The following is a 19,442-nucleotide window of genomic DNA, read 5'->3' on the forward strand; positions in this document are numbered from 1 at the left end:
AGAGGCTTTTTTTCTAGGCCGGCAGAACTTGCTGAGGGTTGAAGCGTCCAAGAGGGGTTATTTGCTGCCACGCGGAGGTATGCGATGGCGCGGCTCACCACCAGAGGATCGCCCGGGCAAGTTCAGCTGCTGACGGTGCTGAGGCAGGAATGCCCGGCGTGCGGTGAGTCGCTGCACTGGCGCTACGAGAACCGCCGCACGGTGGTGACGCTGGGCGGCATGCTGGGGTTGCGCATGAGGATCTCGCGCTGCGAGAACCCAGCGTGCGAGCACTACCACCGCCCCTACCGCCCCGAAGCCGAAGGCGCGCTGGTACTGCCCCAGCACGAGTTCGGGTTGGATGTGCTGGCGCTGGTGGGCGCGCTGCGCTACCAGGAGCACCGTAGCGTGCCGGAGATCCATGCGGCGCTGGTGGCGCGGGGCGTGGGCATTTGCGAGCGCAGCGTCACGAACTTGGTGGACCGCTACGACGAGTTGCTGGCCACGGCGCTGGGCGACAGCGCGCGGCTGCGCCAGGAACTCGCCGCCCAAGGCCGCGTGGTACTGGCGCTCGACGGGCTGCAGCCCGACGTGGGGCATGAGGTGCTGTGGGTGCTGCGCGACTGCCTCTCCAGCCAGGTGTTGCTCGCGCGCAGCCTGCTCTCCAGTACCAGCGCGGATCTGGCGCAACTGCTGCACCAGGCGCTGCAGCCGCTGGGCAAGATACCGGTGGTGGGCGTCATCAGCGACGGGCAGGACACGATCCGGCGGGCGGTGGCGCAGGAGCTGCCCGGGGTGCCCCACCAGCTGTGCCAGTTCCACTTCCTGCGCGAGGCGGCGCTGCCGGTGTTCGAGGCCGACCGCCACGCCAAGAAGCTGCTGAAGGCCCAGGTCAGGGGCGTGCGCCCTATCGAGCGCTCGGTCGAAGGGCGCGACGACACCGAGGCCCAGGTCGTGCGCGGTTACTGCTCGGCGGTGCGCAGCGCGCTCACCGACGACGGTCACCCGCCGCTAGATGCCGACGGGCTGCGCCTGAAGCAGCGGCTCGAAGCCGTTAGCCAGAGCCTGCAGCGGGTGGGGCAAAGGGGGGGCCGCGGTGCCCGGCACCGCTGACCAAGCTGCAGGGGCTGCTGGAGCGCGCGCTGCAACGCACCGCCGCGCTGTGGCCCGACGTGATCCACGCCTGGCACTGGGTGCACAAGGCCGCTCACATCCTGAGCAATGAAGACGGCTCCAGTGCCCGCGTGGTACAGCGGCGCTTCGATGGACTGCTCGGGGCCATGAGCCGCCACGGGCATCACGCGGGCACGCTGGCCCCGGCACTGGAGCGCTTCGCGCACGTGGCGCGCCGCTGGCACGCGGGACTGTTCCACTGCTACGACAACGACGAGTTGCCACGCACCAACAACGATCTCGAACAGCTGTTCGGCTCGTACCGCCATCACGAGCGGCGCACCACGGGTCGCAAGGCCGCCAGCCCTGCCACGGTGCTGCGCGGTGCGGTGCGACTGCTGGCGGCAACGGCTACGCGGGGGTGCTTGGTCACGGCACGCGAGCTCGCAAGTGCCAACCGACAACGCTGGCAGGAGTTACGACAACAACTGGAGCGGCGGCGCTGTGCGCGCGTGCAGCGCACGCGCTTCCGCCGCAATCCCGAGCACTACCTTGCTGGCCTGGAGCAGCTGGCCGATCAGTTGACTTTGCCGCCCTAGTTTTTTTCAAGCGCATCGCACCGGCTTTGCGGCACGTCAGACGCCCGGCTCCGCCGTCTGAAGCCGGGCGCCATATGGCGGTATTGTTGTCACAACTTGTGACATGCCCGCCCTATGCTGGCGCCGTTGTGAATGCAGTTGCCTGGGAGTACGGAATGAAAGCCGCCCTGATCGCTCTTGTCCTGGCTGGTGCCTCGGGGTGGCCGGCGCACGCGAACCTCTTGCCCGAGCTTGACGAGGAAGTGCCGGTGCCGGCGCCGGCCTCGGTGCTGACATTGCTGCCGGACGGGCTGGCCGAGTGGGTGGAGGGCCTGCAGCGGGCTGGGGCCTGGGAGGTGGCGGGGCTGCACGGCCTGCTGCAGGACGCGGTGCTGCCGGCGGCGCTCTCGGCGTCCGGCCTGCAGGCACTGGCGTTCGGGACGGTGGTGGTCGGGGACGAGCAGGGCCGAGATTGGGCGCTGTCGCTGGACCCGTCGGCCGGCAACGCCGACGACTACGGGCTCTACTTCACCCTGGGTGTCGCGATGCTGGGGATGTGCGGCCGGCGCCCGGCCTCCGGCGACGCGCGCCGGCCCAGCCTTTGGGCTCGCCTGGGCGAGCTCATCCTGCGTCCATGGACCACCACGCCGGGAGAAGGGCGCGCACGTCCGGGCGGCTGAATCGGTCGTCGAGCAGGTGCAGCACGCCACGGTCTTCGGGGCCGCGGATCACGCGGCCCGCGGCTTGCACCACCTTCTGGAGCCCCGGATACAGGTACGCGTGCTCGAAGCCCGCACCGAAGCGCCGCTGCAGCAGCGCCCGGAACTGCTCGTTGACCGGGTTGACCTGCGGCAACCCCAGCGTGGCGATGAAGGCGCCGATGAGCCGCTCGCCCGGCAGGTCGATGCCCTCGCCGAAGGCGCCGCCCAGCACCGCGAAGCCGATGCCGCGCCCGCCCGGCACGAAGCGCGCGATGAATGCGGCCTGTTCCTCCTCGCTCATGCCGCGTGACTGGCGCCAGGCCGGGATGTCCGGCCGCTCCGCCTCGAAGCGCTGCGCCACCTGCTGCAAGTAGCCGTAGCTGCTGAAGAAGGCCAGGTAGTGACCCGGCCGGTCGTCGTACTGCGCGGCCATGCGCCGCACGATCTGCTCCACCGAGGCCTCGCGGTGCTGCCAGCGCGTGGACAGCCGCCGCGCCACGTGCACGCGCAGCTGCTCCGCGGCGAAGGGCGCCGCCACTTCGAGCCGCGCCGTGTCCTCGGGCAGCCCCAGCAGCTGCAGGTGGTGGTGCGGCGGCTGCAGCGTGGCCGAGAACAGCGTGGCACTGTGCGCCGCCGCCAGCCGCGGCTGCAGGTGCGGCGCGGGCACCACGTTGCGCAGGCACAGCCGCTCGTGGCGGCCCTCGGTGTGCAGGTCCAGCAGGGCATGCGGCCCGAAATCCGCCGCCAGCCGGGCGAAGTGCAGGGCGTCGAAGGCGAAGTCCAGCAGCGCCGGGTCGGGCTTGCCGGGGTCGTCGGCCAAGTGCTCCAGCACTGCCGAGGCCGCCAGCTGCAGCGCTTCTACAAAGGGGGCCGGCATCTCCTCCAGCACGCGGTAAGGCGGCGCGGGTAGGCGCGGCGTCCGGGGCCGGGCGGCGGGCGCGGCGGCCAGGGCGGGCAATGCCGCGGCTTCGACCTCGCCGCCATCCCCGGCCAGCGCCAGCGCGGCCTGGGCCGGCGCCGCCTGCGGCAGCGGCGTGTCGCCGGCGCCGGTTTCAGTGTCGTCGGCTGCCGGCAGCCGCACTGCCTCGCGCCAGCGGCGCTGCAGGCGCTGCAGCGCGCGCTTGAGTTCGCCGCTGGTGCCGCGCTGCAGGGTGCGCCAGGTGGCCGGGTCCAGCTCGGCGGAGTACATGCGCCGTGCGCGCTCGACCAGGTTGTGCGCCTCGTCCACCAGCAGCGCGGTCTTCCAGCCCTGGGCGGTGCTCAGCCCGTGCAGCAGCGCGGTGGTGTCGAACCAGTGGTTGTAGTCGCCGACGAACACGTCGGCCCAGGGCGCGAGTTCCAGGCCCAGGTAGTACGGGCACAGGCCGTGGCGGGCGGCCAGCGCGCGCAGCGGCTCGCGCTCCCACGACGGCAGCGCCGGCGCCTCCAGCCGCGCCGCGGGCAGCCGGTCGAAGAAGCCCGCTGCCAGCGGACAGGAGCCGCCGTGGCAGGCCTTGTCCGGGTGCTCGCAGCTCTTCTCGCGCGCCACCAGCTCCAGCACGCGCAGCGGGAACACCGGGGCGGATGCCGGCGGTGGCGACGCTGCGCGCAGCGTCCTGAGCGCCTCCAGCGCCAGGGCACGGCCCGAGGTCTTGGCGGTGAGGAAGCACACGCGGTCGATGCCCTGCGCCGGCAGCGCCTTGAGCAGCGGGAACAGCGTGCCCACCGTCTTGCCGATGCCCGTGGGCGCCTGCGCCAGCAGGCAGCGGGCGTCGCGCGCGGCGCGGTACACGGCCTCGGCGAGCTGGCGCTGTCCGGGGCGGAAGCCGGCATGTGGGAAAGGTAGCGCCCGCAGGGCCGCGTCGCGCGCGGCGCGGTGGGTCGCTTCCTGCCGTGCCCAGTGCTCGAAGGCGGCGCAGGCCGAGCGCAGCTCGGCTTCCAGCGCCTCGGCGGTGCAGCGGCGGGTGAAGACGGTTTCCTGCCGGCTGCCCAGCTCCAGGTAGACCAGCGCCAGCTCCACGTCGGCGCAGCCCTGTTCGCGGCACAGCAGCGCGCCGTAGATCATGAGCTGCGCCCAGTGCAGCGCGCGCACGCCGGGCGGCTGGCGCTCCAGCCGGCCGCGGTAGGTCTTGACTTCCTCCAGCCGGTGCAGCGCGGGGTCGTAGCCGTCGGCACGGCCGCGCACGCGCAGATCGCCCACGTCGGCCTGCAGCGGCAGCTCGCGCCGGTAGCCCGGGCCGCGGCGCGAAGCTACCAGCGCGTGGCCCTCGATGCCCTCCTGCGCCGTGGGGCCGCCGCTCAGGCGCTGGTCCAGATCGCCGCGGCGCAGCCCGAACTCGCACAGCGCGCGCACGGCGACGGTGTAGAGCGGCTGATCGGCGGACTGTGCGGACATACAGGCTGGATTGTCGCGCGGGGGTGGGAAGGCGCTGGCCCGTGGGGCCGGCCCGCTGGGGTGTCCGACCAATAAGCCCCCTGCCGTCCTCTGCAGAACCACGAAGCACAATCCCCCTCCGCGCCGAGCCCCGGGCTCCCCCTTCCGCCCACCGCTGCCGCCCCGCGCCATGGACCTCCACCGCCCGCTCCTGCACGAACCCCAGGCCTCGCTTCGCCGCTACACCGGCGAGTACCCGGCGCACGCGCACGAGCATGCGCAGGTGCTGGTGGGGCTGCAGGGCTGCCTGCAGCTGGAGCTGGACGGGCATGCCGCCTTCGTCGACGCGGCCAGCGCGCTGATCGTCCCGGCCGGCGTCTCGCACGCCTTCCTGGCCGAGCTGCCGGCGCGCATGCTGGTGCTCGACGCCCCGCCCGGCATCGGCGCGCTGCAGCGCATCCGCCGCTTCACGCCACCGCCGGCCTGGAAAGCCCAGCCGGCCGAGGCGCTGGACGCCCCCGCGCTGCTGGCCGCCCTGGGCGACACCCCCACGCTGCTGGCGCGCCGTCGCCTGGACCTGGCGGCGCTGGAAGCCGCGGTCGCCGCGGCCCCGGCCGCCGACTGGTCCACGCCGAGGCTGGCCGCCCTGTGCTGCCTGAGCCCGCAGCGCTTCCACGCCCGCTTCGCCGAGCTCACCGGCCAGCCGCCTGCGGCCTGGGTGCGCGCGCGCCGGCTGGACGCCGCCGAGCGGCTGCTGCGCGCCGGGCTGTCGCTGGAGGCCGCGGCACTGCAGGTAGGCTACGCGACGGCCAGCGCCCTGGCCTTCGCACTGCGGCGCGAGCGCGGCACCGGCGCCCGGGCGCTGCGCAGGCCCGGCCGCTGAGCGGCGCGGGTTCAGGCGCAGGACGCGAGTTTCTCGACAGTTGCCCGTGCCGCCGCGCCGCATCCTGCGCGGCATGAACACCGATCCCAAAACCGGCGTCGCCCTGGTGCTGGCGGCTGCCACCCTCTGGGGCACCACGGGCACCGCGCAGTCCTTCGCCACCGGGGCGCTGAGCCCGCTGTGGTTCGGCGCGCTGCGGCTGCTGGTGGCCGCCGCCTTCTTTGCCGCTGTTTTCAGCTGGCAGCGCCGCCAGGCCCGGCCGGACCAAGTCTCTGCCGATGGCGCCGCGATGCCCTGGCTCGCGCTGCTGGGCGCGGGGCTGAGCATGGCGGCCTACAACCTCGCGTTCTTCGCCGGCGTGCGCGGCGCCGGGGTGGCGGTGGGCACGGCCATCGCGTTGGGCAGCGGGCCGGTGTGGGCGGGCATCCTGCAGTCGCTGCTGGCGCGCCGGGTGCCGGCCGCGGCCTGGTGGCTGGGCACCGCGCTGGCCGTGGGCGGCGGGACGCTGATGACGCTGGCCGGCGGCGGCGCGTCGGCCGGCATCGCGGCGGGCGGCATCGCGCTTTGCCTGCTCGCCGGGCTGTCCTACGCTGTCTACACGCTGCTGAGCCAGCGGCTGCTGCGCGTGATGGCACCTTCGGCCGTGACGCTGCACGCCTTCGCCGTGGCCGCGGCGCTGGCGCTGCCTGCCGCATGGTGGGAGTCCGGCGCGCCCTCGGCGCGCGGCACCGACGTGCTGGCCGTTCTCTACGTGGGCGTGGCCACGGCCGGCGTGGCCTACCTGCTGTTCAGCCACGGGCTGCGCCACGTGTCCGCGGCGTCCGCGGTGACGCTGGCGCTGGGCGAGCCGGTGGTGGCCTTCGTCCTGGCCGTCACCGTGGTGGGTGAGCGGCCCTCGGCCTGGGCCTTCCTGGGCCTGCTGCTGGTGGTGGCCGGGGTGCTGGCCGTGGTGCGCGGCGAGCTGGCCGGCGCGTCACGCCAGCCCGGCCCGGAAAAGGGCGGCGCCGCTGGGGCAAGCTCCGGGTCCCTGACCACCGCCGGCCAGTGACCCCCGGGCGTCGCGCGGCCGGCCCCACCTGGAGCATCGCCATGGACGACCCCTTCGACCTCCAGCGCTTCGTTGCCGCGCAGGATCCGGTTCTGCCGCAGGTGCGCGCCGAGCTGGCCGCCGGCGACAAGCGCAGCCACTGGATGTGGTTCGTGTTCCCGCAGCTCAAGGCGCTGGGCCGCAGCAGCACCGCGCTGCACTACGGCCTGGCCTCGCGCGAGGAGGCGCTGGCCTACTGGCGCCACCCGCAGCTCGGCCCGCGCCTGCGCGAGTGCACGGCGCTGGTGCTGGGCGTGCCCGCATCGCGCAGCGCGCACGACGTCTTCCACTCGCCCGACGACCTGAAATTCCGCTCCTGCATGACGCTGTTCGCACAGGTGGCGCCCGAGGAGGCACTGTTCGGCCAGGCGCTGCAGCGCTTCTTCGGCGGACCCGACCCGCGCACGCTGGAACTGCTGCGCTGACGCACCGCCGCTTCTCGCTGCCCCGAGAGGCCGGCCGACATTCCGATTGACCGGAATCCGGCGCTGCGGTCACATTTGGGCACAATCCTAAGCTGCGAGAAAGGGCATCCGTCCGAAATCCCGCCGGACCTGCGCGTCGGTCCGGGGGCGGCAATGCGCCGAAAGCAGTGCATCAACCACAACGAAGCCGTGACGCATGGTCGCCCCTGAAAGCGCGATGAGGAGCCTGAAAGCCGGGGTCGGCCTGCTGACCGGTTTCATGCTGCTCGCTTTCTGGTTGCCGGCCGAGCATATTTTCGACGTGCCGCACCATTATCTGGCGCTGCACACGGTATTGGAATTTTCCGCCATGGCGATGGCGGTAATGGTATTTGCGCTGACCTGGACGCTGCACCGCCGCAGCGACCAGCGCATGCTGGCCCTGGGTTTGGGATTCTTGCTGGTGGCCACGATCGATTTTGCCCACACCTTCTCGTTTGACGGCATGCCGGCATTCGTCACGCCCAGCGGACCGGAAAAAGCCATCAATTTCTGGCTGGCGGCACGGCTGTTTTCCGCCGCCGCGCTGCTGCTGTTTGCCTTCTTGCCGCAGCAGCCGGCGTCGCGCCCGGCCACCGTGCTGGGCCTGCTGGGCACCGTGGCCCTGGTGGGGCTGAGCTACTGGGTCGGCCTGTGGCACGCCGAGCGGCTGCCGCGCACCTTCATCCCGGGCGAGGGCCTCAGCGACTTCAAGATCGGCGTCGAGTACACGCTGGTGGCGCTGTTCGTGGCAGCGGCCTTCAGGCTGGCCTGGCAGGCCTGGGCTTCGCACTCGTTCAGCACCGCGCTCATGGCCGCCGCGGCCTGGACCATGGGTTTGTCCGAGCTGTTCTTCACGCTGTACGGCCAGGTCACGGACATCATGAACCTGTCCGGCCACCTTTATAAGACCGTGGCCTACGGCATGATTTTCTATGCCATTTTCGTGCAGGGTGTGCGCATGCCGCAGGCGGCGCTGCAGGAAATGAGCGCGCGTTACCGCAACATCATTGCCGCGACGAACGTCGGCACCTGGGAGTGGAATATCAAGTCCGGCGCGGTCGTGTTCAACGAGCGCTGGTGTTTGATGCTGGGATATTCGCCCGATGAAATCCTTCCCGACATCAGCAGCTGGGCCGAGCTGGTGCACCCGGACGACTGGCCGGGGATCCGCGCCGCGCTCGATCCTCACCTGACGGGCCGCACGCCGTTCTACGAATGCGAGCACCGGCTGCAGCACAAGGCGGGGCACTACGTGTGGATCCTCGATTGCGGCCAGGTGGTGGAGCGCGCCGGCAACGGCTCGGCCCTGCGCGCCGCGGGCGTGCACATGGACATCACCGACCGCAAGGCGATGCAGCAGCGCACCGAGGAGCTGCTGGCGCGGCTGCAGAAGATCTCGGCCAAGGTGCCGGGCATGGTGTTCCAGTTCCAGCGCTGGCCCGACGGGCGCGCCGCGTTCCCGTATGCCAGCGAAGGCATGCGCGAGATCTTCGGCATCGCGCCCGAAGGCGTGGTGCGGGACGCGGCGCCGGTGTTCCAGGTGGTGCATCCGGACGACATGGAGCGCGTGCGCGCCGCGATACGCGTGTCGGCCAGCCGGCTGCGCACGTGGCACGACGAGTTCCGCGCCGTGCTGCCCGACGGGCGCACGCTGTGGCTGGAGTGCGAGGCCGAGCCCGAGACCGTGGCCGACGGCAGCGGCAGCGTGCTGTGGCACGGCTACGTGCGCGACGTCACCGACCGCAAGCGCATGGGCGAGGAGCTGGCGCGCTACCGGCACCACCTGGAGGAGCTGGTCGAGACCCGCACGGCCGAGCTGGCCGCGGCCAAGGTGGCGGCCGAGGCGGCGAACCTGGCCAAGAGCGCCTTCCTGGCCCACATGAGCCACGAGATCCGCACGCCGCTCAACGCGATCTTGGGCATGGCGCAGATCGCGCTGCGCGACCCGAAGGCGGCCTCGGGGCCCGACTACGTGCGGCAGATCCACGATTCCGGCCGCCTGCTGCTGGAGCTGGTCAACGACATCCTGGACCTGGCCAAGATCGAGGCCGGCAAGCTGAGCCTGGAGCAGCGGCCGGTGGACCTGCTGCACCTGGTCCAGCGCGCCATGCGGCTGACCGCGCCGCGGGCGCTGACGCAGCGGCTGGAGTTCAGCGCCGACTGCGCGCCGGACCTGCCGCGGGGCATCCTGTGCGACGAGACCCGGCTGCTGCAGGTGCTGGTCAACCTGCTGGGCAACGCCATCAAGTTCACCGACCAGGGCAGCGTGAGGCTGCGGGTGACGAAGGCCGTGGACGGCGAGCACTGCTGGCTGGAGATGGCAGTGGAGGACACCGGCATCGGCATGAGCGCCGCGCAGGTGCAGCAGCTGTTCCGCCCCTTCACCCAGGCCGACAGCTCCACCACGCGGCGCTTTGGCGGCACCGGGCTGGGGCTGTCCATCACCAAGCACATCGTGGAGCTGATGCAGGGGAGCATCGAGGTGCGCAGCGAGCCGGGACGAGGCACCTGCTTCCTGGTGCGGCTGCCGGTGGTCGAGGCGCGGCTGCCCGAAGCCGTGCCCGCGCTGCCGGCGGCGCAGCCCGGGCAGCGGCTGCGCGGGCTGCACGTGCTGGCGGCCGAGGACGACGGCGTGAACCGCTGGGTGCTGCAGGACCTGCTGGAGCAGGAGGGCGCGCGCTGCACCGTCGCCAGCAACGGCTTGGAGGCGCTGGAGCTGCTGCAGCAGGGCGCCGACGGCGTGGACGTGCTCGTCACCGACGTGCAGATGCCCGGCCTCAACGGCTACGACACCACGCGGCGCTGCCGGGCGCTGTATCCGCGGCTGCCGGTGATCGGGCTGACGGCCTACGCGCTGGCCGAGGAGCGCCGGCACTGCCTGGAGGCCGGAATGTTCGACCACGTCACCAAGCCGGTGGACGTGGACGAGCTCTGCACGGTGATCTTGCGGGCCGTGGGGCGGCTGCGCGCCCCGGACGCACAAGCGCTGCCGCCTCAGGGCCAGGCGCCGGGCCAGGCTGAAGGCGACGGCGGCGCGGCGGAGCCGGCCATCGACTGGCCGGCGCTGTGGGCGCGGCTGCGGCGGCCCGAGGCCGTGCAGCAGATCCTGCAGACGCTGGTGGCGCACCACGGCGAGTCGGCCGCGCTGCTGCGCGAGCTGCTGGCGCGGGGCGAGGCCGAGGAGATCGCCGGGCTGGCGCACCGGCTTCGCGGCGTGGGCGGCACGGTGTTCGCGCCGCGGCTGCGCCAGGCGGCCTTGGCGGTGGAAGCGCAGGTGCACAGCCCCGACGCCGCCGAGGCAGCGGTGGCGGGGCTGGCGGACGAGGTGGAGGCGCTGCTGGAGGCGGCCCGCACGGGGCTGGCGGACCTGGAGTGCACGCGGGTTTGAGGACCCCGGGGTGCGGTCCAGCCCCGTCTCAGCCCGCCTGCGTGTCCTCTTCCGCGATGCGCCGCAGCGCCTGCTCGAAGGCCTCGGGCGGCTGCGCGCCCTGGATCAGGTAGCGGTCGTTGACGATCACCGAGGGCACGGACTGGATGCCCATCTCCTGCCAGTGGCGCTCCTGCGCGCGCACCTCTTCGGCGTAGCGCCCTTGCTCCAGCACCTGCCGCGCCGTGTCCGCGTCCAGGCCCGCCTCGCGCGCCGCGTCCAGCAGCACCGCGGGGTCGGAGGGGTTCCGGTCGTCGGCCTGGTAGGCCTTGAGCAGCGCGCGCTTGAGCTCGACCTGGCGTCCCTGCTCGCCGGCCCAGTGCAGCAGGCGGTGGGCGTCGAAGGTGTTCCAGATGCGGGTGCGCGGGCCGAAGCTGAAGCCGACCTCCGCGCCGCGCTGGCGCAGGTGGGCGCGCGACTCCTCCAGCTGCGCCGGCGTGCGGCCGTACTTGCGCGCGAGGTGCTCGGTGCTGTCCTCGCCCTCCGGGCCCATCGCGGGGTTGAGCTCGAAGGGCTGCAGGCGCAGCTCCACGGCCTGGTCGGGCAGGCGGCGCAGTGCCTCCTGCAGCGAGTACAGGCCGACGGCGCACCAGGGGCAGGCGACGTCGGAGACGAAGTCGATCTTCAGCATGCGGATTCCTGTGGGGTGTTCGTGGCCGCCGTGGCGGCCGGGGCGGGGAGGTCTTGCGCGGGGCGGCGCCGGTGCACGGCCACGGCGGTCTCGCCGCCCAGGGCGCGGGCGCGGAGCTGGCCGCAGCCGCCGTCCACGTCCTGCCCGGCGGAGTTGCGCAGCCGGGTGAGGATGCCGCGGCGGTTGAGCCAGCGCGCCATCTCGGCGGCGCGCTCGCCGTCCGGGCGCCGGTACGGCAGCTCGGCCACGCTGTTGTAGGGGATGAGATTCATCATCGCGTACTTGCCCTTGAGCAGCCGCTCGATGCCGGCCAGCTCCGCGTCGCTGTCGTTGACGCCCTCGATCAGCGTCCACTGGAACTGCACCGGGTAGCCGGTGAGGCGCGCGTAGCGCTCGGCGGCTTCCACCAGCGCATCGGGCGCGATGCGCGGGGCGCGCGGCAGCAGCCGCTCGCGCAGCTCGGCGTCGGTGGTGTGCAGCGACAGCGCCAGCGCCGGCTTCACGTCCAGGGTGGGCAGCCGCTCGAAGGCGCGCTCGTCGCCCACCGTCGAAAACACCAGCTCCTTGTGGCCGATGCCGCCGGCCGTGCCCAGCAGCTGGATCGCTTCGAGCACGTTGTCCAGGTTGTGCGACGGCTCGCCCATGCCCATGAACACCACGCGCTTGACGTCGCGCTGCGCGCGCGCCAGGGCCACCTGGGCCACGATTTCCGCGCTGCCGACCTGGCGCAGCAACCCGGAGCGGCCGGTCATGCAGAACACGCAGCCCACGGCGCAGCCGACCTGGGTGCTCACGCACACGCCGCCGCGCGGCAGCAGCACGCTCTCCACGGCCTGGCCGTCGTTGAGGTCCACCAGCAGCCGCACGGAGCCGTCGGCGCCCGGGTGCGCGGAGCGCAGCCGCGCCAGCGCGGCGATCTCGGCCTGCAGCCCGGGCAGGGCGGCGCGGACCTCGGCCGGCAGCCAGTGCTCCGGGCGGCGCACGGTGGTGGTGTCCAGCGGCAGCGCGCGCGTCCACAGGCGCAGCAGGTGCTGCTCGTGCACGGGCCGCGCGCCCAGGGCGCGCAGGCGCTGGCGGAGGGTTTCGACTTGCATGGGGTGAACTGCGGAAGGCAACCGGGAAGCCCGGCGGCGGGCCGGGGAGGCGGGAGTGTAGGCAGATCACGTGACACGGGCGGCGACCGCGGCTTCGCCGAGCCTGGATTGCATACGAACCGTTAACTTTTTGAGAACTCTGAGGTCGTCAGATGACTTCACCGCCATGCCCTGCGCTAGCCTGCGCCCCGGCAGTTGCTTCGCTTGCTTAACTTTTTCCGAGCCTCTCTTGCGTCAGATCTTCTACATCAGCCGCAGCCTGATCGAGCCGGCGGACATTCGCACGCTGTACGAGCACTCGCGGCGCCACAACGGGCAGGCCGACATCACCGGGGTGCTGATGTTCACCGGCGGCTGCTTCGCGCAGCTGATCGAAGGCCCGGCGCCGGCGCTGCAGGCGCTGATGGAGCGCATCCAGGCCGATCCCCGCCACGGCCAGGTGCGGCGGTTGCTGGACCGCGACGTGACCGCGCGCCGCTTTGCGGACTGGCACATGGAACTGTTCGAAATGCCCGGCGCCGACGACCTGGTCGACGATCTGCTGCAAACCACCTCGGTGTCGCCGCAGCGCGCGCAGCGCGTGCTGGAGCTGATGCTGGCGGAGCTGCCGCTGCGCTGCTGAGTCCGCCGCCGCGCGCTCAGGCCTGCTGCAGCCGGGCCCGGAACTCGTAGCCCACCCGCGCCACCGCCTGCAGCGGCGACAGCAGCCTGCCGTTCTTCTCGATGCGCTTGCGCAGCCGGTACACGGTGGCGTGCAGCGCGTTGTCCATGCCCGCGCCGTCGGGCCCCCACAGCCGCTGCAGCAGCAGCTCGCGCGGTACGCGCTGGTCGGGCGCGTCGGCGAAGGCCTGCAGGATCACCGCGTCGCTGTCGGTCAGCGCGATCTCGGTGCCGTCCGGGGCCACCAGCTTCAGCTGCTGCCGGTCCAGCGTCCAGTGGCCGGTGGCCGCCTGCGCCTGACCGCGGCGCCGCTCGACCGCTGCCAGCGCCGCCGCCACGTGCTCCAGCGGAGCATCCAGGCCCAGCACCATGTCGGCTCCGGACTGCAGCCCGGGCACGAAGTCCTGCAGGGGCTCGGCGCTGAGCAGCAGCACCGCGGCATCGCTGCGCCGGCGCACCAGCCGCAGCAGGTCGAGCCCCGACACGCCGCGCTGGCGCGACTCCACCACGTAAGCGCCAAACCGGTGGGCAAGACCCGAGAGCAGGAAGTCGTCGCTGTCCTCGAAGTGCCGCACCGGCCACTCGCCTACCCGCACAGCCGTGCCGTGCAGGCCGACCCAGGCCAGGGCGCTCTCCGGTGCTGGGGTATTGGGGTTGTCCACGGCGCTGAATGTTACGCGCCTCCGGGCGGCGTAAGTCCAACGTCACCATGAATCTGAAATGACGAGGTTTTCACAAACATGTCACGTTCAAAAGGAAACTTTCGTCAGAACTGACACTACATTGAGACAAATCAGACAACTTCATGCAGTTCGGTGGAGGGGGTTGCAACACCACCAGCTGCTTTAACGAGAGGGGCTACCCGATGAAGCTGCAGGACATGACAGTCAAATCGAAGCTGGCGGCGGGCTTCTCGCTGCTGGCCTTGCTGGTCATTGCCGTGTGCGTGCTGTCGTTGCGCGTGCTCAGCCAGGAGCACGAGAGCTTCGAGCGCTACACCGGCGAGGTGGCGGCGCGCCTGGCGCTGGCGAGGCAGGCGCAGGCGGCCGCGGACGCGCGGGCCATCAGCGCGCGCAACTTGGTGCTGGTGACGACGCCGGCCGACCGCGACGCCGAGAAGGCGGCCGTCATGAAAGCGCACGAGCGGGTGGACGCCGCGATGAGCCGGCTGCGCGGGATGCTGTCCGCGGCCTCCGAGCAGGAGCGCAGCCTGTTCCGGGAGATCGAGAGCGTCGAAACGCGCTACGGGCCGCTGGCGCTGAACATCGTGGGCCTGGCGCTCGAAGGGCAGCGCGAGCAGGCCATCGAGAAGATGAACGCCGAGTGCCGGCCGCTGCTGGCCGCGCTGGTCAAGAGCGTCACTGCCTACATCGACCACGGCAACGCGCTGGCCGCCGAGTCGGTGCGCGAGGCCGCCGCCACCTACGCGCTCAGCCGCAACCTGATGCTGGGCGCCTGCCTTGTGGCGGTGGTGCTGGCCGGTGGCCTGGCGCTGACGATCACGCCCTCCATCACCCGGCAGCTCGGCGGCGAGCCTGGCGAGGCCGCCCGCGTGGCGCGCGAGATCGCCCAGGGCAACCTGGCCGTGGACCTGAACTGCCGCCCCGGCGACGACCGCAGCCTGATGGCCGCGATGAAGACCATGCGCGACAACCTGGAGCGCACGGTGGGCGAGGTGCGGCGCAACGCCGAAGGCGTGGCCACGGCCAGCGCGCAGATCGCGCAGGGCAACCAGGACCTGAGCCAACGCACCGAGCAGCAGGCCTCGGCGCTGCAGGAAACCGCCGCCTCGATGGACGAGCTCGGCAGCACGGTGCGCCACAACGCCGACAACGCCGGCCAGGCCGACCAGCTCGCGCAGGGCGCCTCGGCCGTGGCGGTCAAGGGCGGCGAGGTGGTGGCGCAGGTGGTGCAGACCATGCGCGGCATCGAGGACAGCTCCAAGAAGATCGCCGACATCATCGGCGTGATCGACAGCATCGCGTTCCAGACCAACATCCTGGCGCTCAATGCCGCGGTCGAGGCCGCGCGCGCCGGCGAGCAGGGCCGCGGCTTCGCCGTGGTGGCCGGCGAGGTGCGCACGCTGGCGCAGCGCAGCGCCGAGGCGGCCAAGGAGATCAAGGCGCTCATCACCGACAGCGTGCAGCGCGTGGGCGACGGCTCGGTGCTGGCCGACCAGGCCGGCCGGACCATGGCCGAGGTGGTGACGTCCATCCAGCGTGTCACGGACCTCATGGGCGAGATCAACAGCGCCAGCAGCGAGCAGAGCAAGGGTGTGGCGCAGGTGGGCGAGGCCGTGGCGCAGATGGACCAGGCCACGCAGCAGAACGCGGCGCTGGTGGAGGAAAGCGCGGCCGCGGCGGAAAGCCTGCGGCAGCAGGCGCAGCGCCTTGTGGAGGCGGTGTCGGTGTTCCGGCTGGCGACCTCGGGCTTCAGCCATTCGGCGATGGCCGAGGTGGCTGCTCCGGCCTTGGCTGAGACGTTGGCACCGGCGCGCGTGGCGGCAGCCAGACCGCAAGCGCTGCGCCGTGGCACCGAGGTCAAGCCGCGGGAGCCCAAGCGCGCGGCCGCCGTTCGGGCCGGGCGCCCGATGGCGCTGCAGGCCCAGGCGCCGTCGGGGTCGGACGACTGGACGAGCTTCTGACCTGCGTCCCTACATCAGCGCCACGCCCTTGATCTGTGCGAACACCTCGTCGCCTGGCTTCAGCGCGAGGCTTTCGCAGCTGCGGCGCGTGATGCGCGCCAGCAGCCGCGTGCCGCCCAGGCCGCCGACGGCCAGCTGCAGCAGCGCGGTGCCACGGTCGGCCTGCACCTGCTCCACCAGGGCGGGCAGCACGTTGACGATGGTGCTTTCCTGCGGCGGCACGCGCGCCAGGCTCACGTCGCGTGCCAGCACGTGCGCGCGCACGCGCTGCCCAAGGGCCATGCCCGGCGCCTCGCCCACCCACAGCGCGCCGCTGCTGAAGCCGATGCGCACCAGCCCGTAAGCCTCGTCGCGCTCCAGCACCTGCGCCTCGATCACCACGCCGGCCTCGTCCGGCGCGCCCGGGACGCCGCGGCGCACCAGCGCCGGCAAATCAGTGCGCGCCATCAGCTCGGCCAGCGGACCGGCCGCCTGCACACGGCCGCCCTGCAGCAGCACGAGGTGGTCGGCCAGGCGTGCCACCTCGTCCAGCGAGTGCGTGACGTAAAGGATGGGCAGCGCCATCTCGCGCTGCAGCCGCTCCAGGTAGGGGAGGATCTCCGCCTTGCGCGCCGCGTCCAGCGCCGCCAGCGGCTCGTCCATCAGCAGCGCCTCGGGCGCCGTGGCCAGCGCCCGCGCGATGGCCACGCGCTGGCGCTCGCCGCCGGAGAGGGTGCCCACGCGGCGGCGCATCAGCGCGCCGATGCCCAGCAGCTCGATCACCGGCTCCAGCGCCAGGCGCTGCGCCGCGTCGCCGGCGCGCTTGCGTCCGTAGGCGAGGTTCCCTTGCACGTCCAGGTGGGCGAACAGCGCCGACTCCTGGATCACGTAGCCCAGCGGGCGCCGGTGCGTGGGCACGAACACGCCGCGCGCGTCGTCCTGCCAAAGCGCCTCGCCCATCGCCACGCGCCCCTGCGCGCGCTCCAGCCCGGCAATGGCGCGCAGCAGCGTGGTCTTGCCGCAGCCCGAGGGGCCGAACAGCGCCGTGACGCCGCGCGCGGGCAGCTCCAGCGCCACCTCCAGCGAGAAGTCGCGGCGCTGCAGCTGCAGCTTGGCCTCGATCACGGGCGGCCCCCGTCGCGCGGCGCGCGGTTGAGCAGGTACAGCGCCACCAGCACCGTGAGCGCGAAGGCCACCATGCCGGCGGCCAGGCGGTGCGCGTCGGCGATCTCGCCGGCCTCCACGTGGTCGTACACGGCCATGGACAGCACCCGCGTCTGCCCGGGGATGTTGCCGCCGATCATCAGCACCACGCCGAACTCGCCCACCGTGTGCGCGAAGCCCAGCACGCTGGCCGTGAGCAGCCCCGGGCGCGCCAGCGGCAGCGCCACGGTGAAGAAGCGGTCCAGCGGCCCGGCGCGCAGCGTGGAGGCCGCCTCCAGCGTGCGCTCGGGAATGGCCTCGAAGGCCTGCTGCAGCGGCTGCACCACGAAGGGCATGGAGTAGATGACCGAGGCCACCACCAGCCCGCCGAAGCTGAAGGGCAGCCGCTGCCAGCCCAGCGCGTCCATCAGCTGCCCCAGCGGCCCGTTCGGGCCCATGAAGATCAGCAGGTAGAAACCCAGCACCGTGGGCGGCAGCACCAGCGGCATCGCCACCAGCGCCGCCGCGACGGGCTTCAGGCGCGAGCGCGTGCGCGCCAGCGCCCAGGCCAGCGGGGTACCCACCAGCAGCAGCAGCACCGTGCTCGTGGCCGCCAACGCCGCCGTCAGGCGCACGGCGCTCCAGTCGGCCTCGGTCACGGCTTGCCCGGCTTCGCCGGCGCCGCGGCCTCGCCGGGAACGCGGTAGCCCCAGGCGCGGATCTCCGCCTTGGCCGGCTCGGTCTTCAGGTAGGCGAGCAGGGCGATGGCGGCCGGGCGGTTCTGGCCGGGCTTGAGCAGCACGGCGTCCTGGCGGATCTCCTCGTGCAGGCTCGCGGGCACGCGCCACCAGGAGCCCGTGGGCGCCTGCCCCGGCACGGAGAGCTGCGACCAGGCGAGGAAGCCCAGCTCGGCGTTGCCCGAGGCCGTGAACTGTTGTGCCTGGGCGATGGACTCGGCCGTGACCAGCCGCGGCGCTGCCGCCGCTTCGAGCCCGCGCGCGCGCAGCACCTCCAGCGCCGCGCGGCCGTAGGGCGCGGTCTTGGGATTGGCGATGGCCAGGTGCTTCCAGCGGTCGGAGCCCAGCACGGCGCCCTGGGCGTCCACCAGGCCCGGTTGCGCGCTCCACAGCACCAGTTCGCCGATGGCGTAGGTGAAGCGGCTGCCGGGCACGGCGCGGCCCTCGGCCTCCAGCTTCGCGGGGGTCTCGTCGTCGGCCGAGAGCAGCAGCTCGAAGGGCGCGCCGGCGGCGATCTGCGCGTAGAGCTTGCCGGTGCTGGCCGCCGCCGCCTTGAGCTTGTGGCCGGTGCGGGCCTCGAAGCCCTGCGCGATGCGCGCCAGCGGCGCATTGAAGTTGGCCGCCACCGCCACCAGCACCTCGTCGGCCCGGGCCGCGCCGGTCGCGCCCGCACCCATCAAGCCCAGCAGCAGTGCCGCCAGCGCCCCTGTCCCCGTCTTCCGTTCCGGCATGCCATACCCCCTGAAACAGGGCTCCATCATGCGGGAAAACACTGGGGCATCGCGGGATGGTCAGGGCTTGCGCGACAGCGGGTGGCGTGGAGCGCCGGCCAGTTTTCGCATTTCATATGCGAAAACCAAATTTGGATAGCCCGATTTGATCGCTGCAATCGCATAAACAACTTTGAAAATGCGCCATTCGCATCAAAACAAACGGGCTGTTCACCGTGAACCTTCAGCAATTGCGCTCCGTGCGCGAAGCCGTGCGCCAGGGCTTCAACCTCACCGTGGTGGCCGAAGTGCTGCACACCTCGCAGCCCGGCGTGAGCCGCCAGATCCGGGAGCTGGAAGAGGAGATCGGCATCGAGCTCTTCGTGCGCGTGGGCAAGCGCCTCACGGGGCTGACGCCGCCGGGCGAGATGGTGCTGCCGATGATCGAGCGGCTGCTGCAGGAGGCGCAGAACATCCGTGGCGCCGGGCAGGAGTTCGCCGCGCAGGGCAAGGGCACGCTGACCATCGCCGCCACGCACTCGCAGGCGCGCTACGCGCTGCCGGCGGCGGTGCGGGACTTCAGCGAGCGCTACCCCGAGGTGGCGCTGCGGCTCAAGCAGGGCTCGCCGCAGCAAGTGGCGGAGCTGCTGATCGAGGGCGAGGCCGACATCGGCGTGGCCACCGAGGCGCTGGCGAGCTACCCGGAGCTGGTGGCGCTGCCGTGCTACTCGTGGACCCACGCCGTGATCGTGCCGCCCGGCCATCCGCTGGCGCAGGAGGCGGCGCAGGGCGCGCTGCTGACGCTGGAGCGGCTGGCGGCCTTCCCCATCGTCACCTACGAGCCCGGCTACACCGGCCGCAGCCACATCGACGAGGCCTTCGAGCGGCGCGGGCTGAAGTTCGACGTGGTGCTCTCCGCCATGGATGCGGACGTGATCAAGACCTACGTCGAGCTGGGCATGGGCGTGGGGATCATCGCCGCCATCGCCTGCGACGAGGAGCGCGACCAGCGGCTGACGGTGCTGGACGCGCGCCACCTCTTCGCCACCAACATGACGCGGCTGGCAGTGCGCCGCGGCAGCTTCCTGCGCGGCTTTGTCTTCGATTTCATCCACTGCTTCGCGCCGCCGCTCAACCGCGAACAGGTCGAGCGCGCGATGGCGGCGGAGCCTTCCGCGCAAGCCGAGCTGTGAAGAACCCCGTGGCGTGAGCGGGCGCTGGCTCACGCCGTGGAATACGGCTTGCCTGAAGCTGCCGGGCTCCGGCTGCCGCTTGGC

15 protein-coding genes and 1 pseudogene are annotated in these 19,442 nt (G+C 72.2%); 9 read left to right on the plus strand and 7 right to left on the minus strand.

What is annotated here, in order from left to right; genetic code table 11:
- Window positions 1-171 precede the first annotated feature (171 nt).
- Both H537_RS50605 and H537_RS0103215 read left to right on the plus strand, forming a co-directional pair.
- A pseudogene (locus H537_RS50605) lies at window positions 172-1,691 on the plus strand (ISNCY family transposase).
- 155 nt (window positions 1,692-1,846) lie between these two features.
- On the plus strand, window positions 1,847-2,350 hold the full coding sequence (locus H537_RS0103215; RefSeq protein ID WP_028996741.1) for a DEAD/DEAH box helicase family protein: 504 nt from the start codon (window positions 1,847-1,849) through the stop codon (window positions 2,348-2,350).
- Here H537_RS0103215 and H537_RS55350 read toward each other — a convergent pair.
- Window positions 2,292-4,745, minus strand: a complete 2,454-nt coding sequence (locus H537_RS55350) for an ATP-dependent DNA helicase (protein ID WP_028996742.1) — start codon at window positions 4,743-4,745, stop codon at window positions 2,292-2,294. The genes H537_RS0103215 and H537_RS55350 overlap by 59 nt on opposite strands.
- A 169-nt stretch (window positions 4,746-4,914) precedes the next feature.
- Here H537_RS55350 and H537_RS0103225 point away from each other — a divergent pair, with 169 nt between their 5' ends.
- The 4 genes from H537_RS0103225 to H537_RS48820 all read left to right on the plus strand — a co-directional run bounded on the left by H537_RS0103225 (window position 4,915) and on the right by H537_RS48820 (window position 10,528).
- The gene (locus H537_RS0103225) at window positions 4,915-5,607 is read left to right on the plus strand and encodes a helix-turn-helix domain-containing protein (RefSeq protein ID WP_043458117.1); all 693 of its coding nucleotides are present in this window, start codon (window positions 4,915-4,917) and stop codon (window positions 5,605-5,607) included.
- A gap of 73 nt (window positions 5,608-5,680) precedes the next feature.
- Complete coding sequence (locus H537_RS40885; RefSeq protein ID WP_084150407.1) at window positions 5,681-6,655, plus strand: DMT family transporter; 975 nt, start codon at window positions 5,681-5,683, stop codon at window positions 6,653-6,655.
- A 41-nt stretch (window positions 6,656-6,696) separates the two neighbouring features.
- A complete protein-coding gene (locus tag H537_RS0103235) occupies window positions 6,697-7,119 on the plus strand; it encodes a DUF1810 domain-containing protein (protein ID WP_028996744.1) in 423 nt (140 codons plus the stop codon).
- A 217-nt stretch (window positions 7,120-7,336) separates the two neighbouring features.
- Window positions 7,337-10,528 carry an MASE3 domain-containing protein gene (locus H537_RS48820; protein WP_051241681.1) on the plus strand — a complete coding sequence of 1,064 codons (3,192 nt, stop codon included), beginning with the start codon at window positions 7,337-7,339 and terminating at the stop codon, window positions 10,526-10,528.
- Between the two features lie 28 nt (window positions 10,529-10,556).
- Here the strand turns inward: H537_RS48820 and H537_RS0103245 are convergent, their stop codons facing one another.
- Together H537_RS0103245 and H537_RS40900 are read right to left on the minus strand one after the other, a co-directional pair.
- Entirely contained in the window at window positions 10,557-11,198 is a 642-nt protein-coding gene (locus H537_RS0103245) for a DsbA family oxidoreductase (protein ID WP_043458118.1), read from the minus strand.
- The gene (locus H537_RS40900; RefSeq protein ID WP_051241683.1) at window positions 11,192-12,292 is read right to left on the minus strand and encodes an RNA methyltransferase; all 1,101 of its coding nucleotides are present in this window, start codon (window positions 12,290-12,292) and stop codon (window positions 11,192-11,194) included. The genes H537_RS0103245 and H537_RS40900 overlap by 7 nt, the downstream gene beginning before the upstream one ends.
- A 229-nt stretch (window positions 12,293-12,521) precedes the next feature.
- Here H537_RS40900 and H537_RS48825 point away from each other — a divergent pair, with 229 nt between their 5' ends.
- Complete coding sequence (locus tag H537_RS48825) at window positions 12,522-12,914, plus strand: BLUF domain-containing protein (protein ID WP_051241685.1); 393 nt, start codon at window positions 12,522-12,524, stop codon at window positions 12,912-12,914.
- A 16-nt stretch (window positions 12,915-12,930) separates the two neighbouring features.
- Here H537_RS48825 and H537_RS40910 read toward each other — a convergent pair whose 3' ends face one another.
- The gene (locus H537_RS40910) at window positions 12,931-13,614 is read right to left on the minus strand and encodes a winged helix-turn-helix domain-containing protein (protein WP_051241686.1); all 684 of its coding nucleotides are present in this window, start codon (window positions 13,612-13,614) and stop codon (window positions 12,931-12,933) included.
- 203 nt (window positions 13,615-13,817) lie between these two features.
- On the opposite strand from H537_RS40910, the gene H537_RS0103265 reads away from it, so the two are divergent.
- Complete coding sequence (locus H537_RS0103265) at window positions 13,818-15,596, plus strand: methyl-accepting chemotaxis protein (protein ID WP_028996746.1); 1,779 nt, start codon at window positions 13,818-13,820, stop codon at window positions 15,594-15,596.
- Window positions 15,597-15,605: 9 nt separating this feature from the next.
- Here the strand turns inward: H537_RS0103265 and modC are convergent, their stop codons facing one another.
- From modC to modA, 3 genes are read right to left on the minus strand one after another with little or no spacing between them, the layout of a single operon-like run.
- The gene (gene modC / locus H537_RS0103270) at window positions 15,606-16,700 is read right to left on the minus strand and encodes a molybdenum ABC transporter ATP-binding protein (protein ID WP_028996747.1); all 1,095 of its coding nucleotides are present in this window, start codon (window positions 16,698-16,700) and stop codon (window positions 15,606-15,608) included.
- Entirely contained in the window at window positions 16,697-17,377 is a 681-nt protein-coding gene (modB, locus tag H537_RS0103275) for a molybdate ABC transporter permease subunit (protein ID WP_028996748.1), read from the minus strand. The genes modC and modB overlap by 4 nt, the downstream gene beginning before the upstream one ends.
- Complete coding sequence (gene modA / locus H537_RS40915) at window positions 17,374-18,186, minus strand: molybdate ABC transporter substrate-binding protein (RefSeq protein WP_084150373.1); 813 nt, start codon at window positions 18,184-18,186, stop codon at window positions 17,374-17,376. The genes modB and modA overlap by 4 nt, the downstream gene beginning before the upstream one ends.
- Before the next feature lie 215 nt (window positions 18,187-18,401).
- On the opposite strand from modA, the gene H537_RS0103285 reads away from it, so the two are divergent.
- Window positions 18,402-19,358, plus strand: a complete 957-nt coding sequence (locus tag H537_RS0103285; protein WP_028996749.1) for a CysB family HTH-type transcriptional regulator — start codon at window positions 18,402-18,404, stop codon at window positions 19,356-19,358.
- Window positions 19,359-19,442 lie beyond the last annotated feature (84 nt).

The sequence above is a fragment of the Azohydromonas australica DSM 1124 genome (genome assembly GCF_000430725.1).
In the GTDB taxonomy this organism is placed as follows: Bacteria; Pseudomonadota; Gammaproteobacteria; order Burkholderiales; family Burkholderiaceae_C; genus Azohydromonas; species Azohydromonas australica.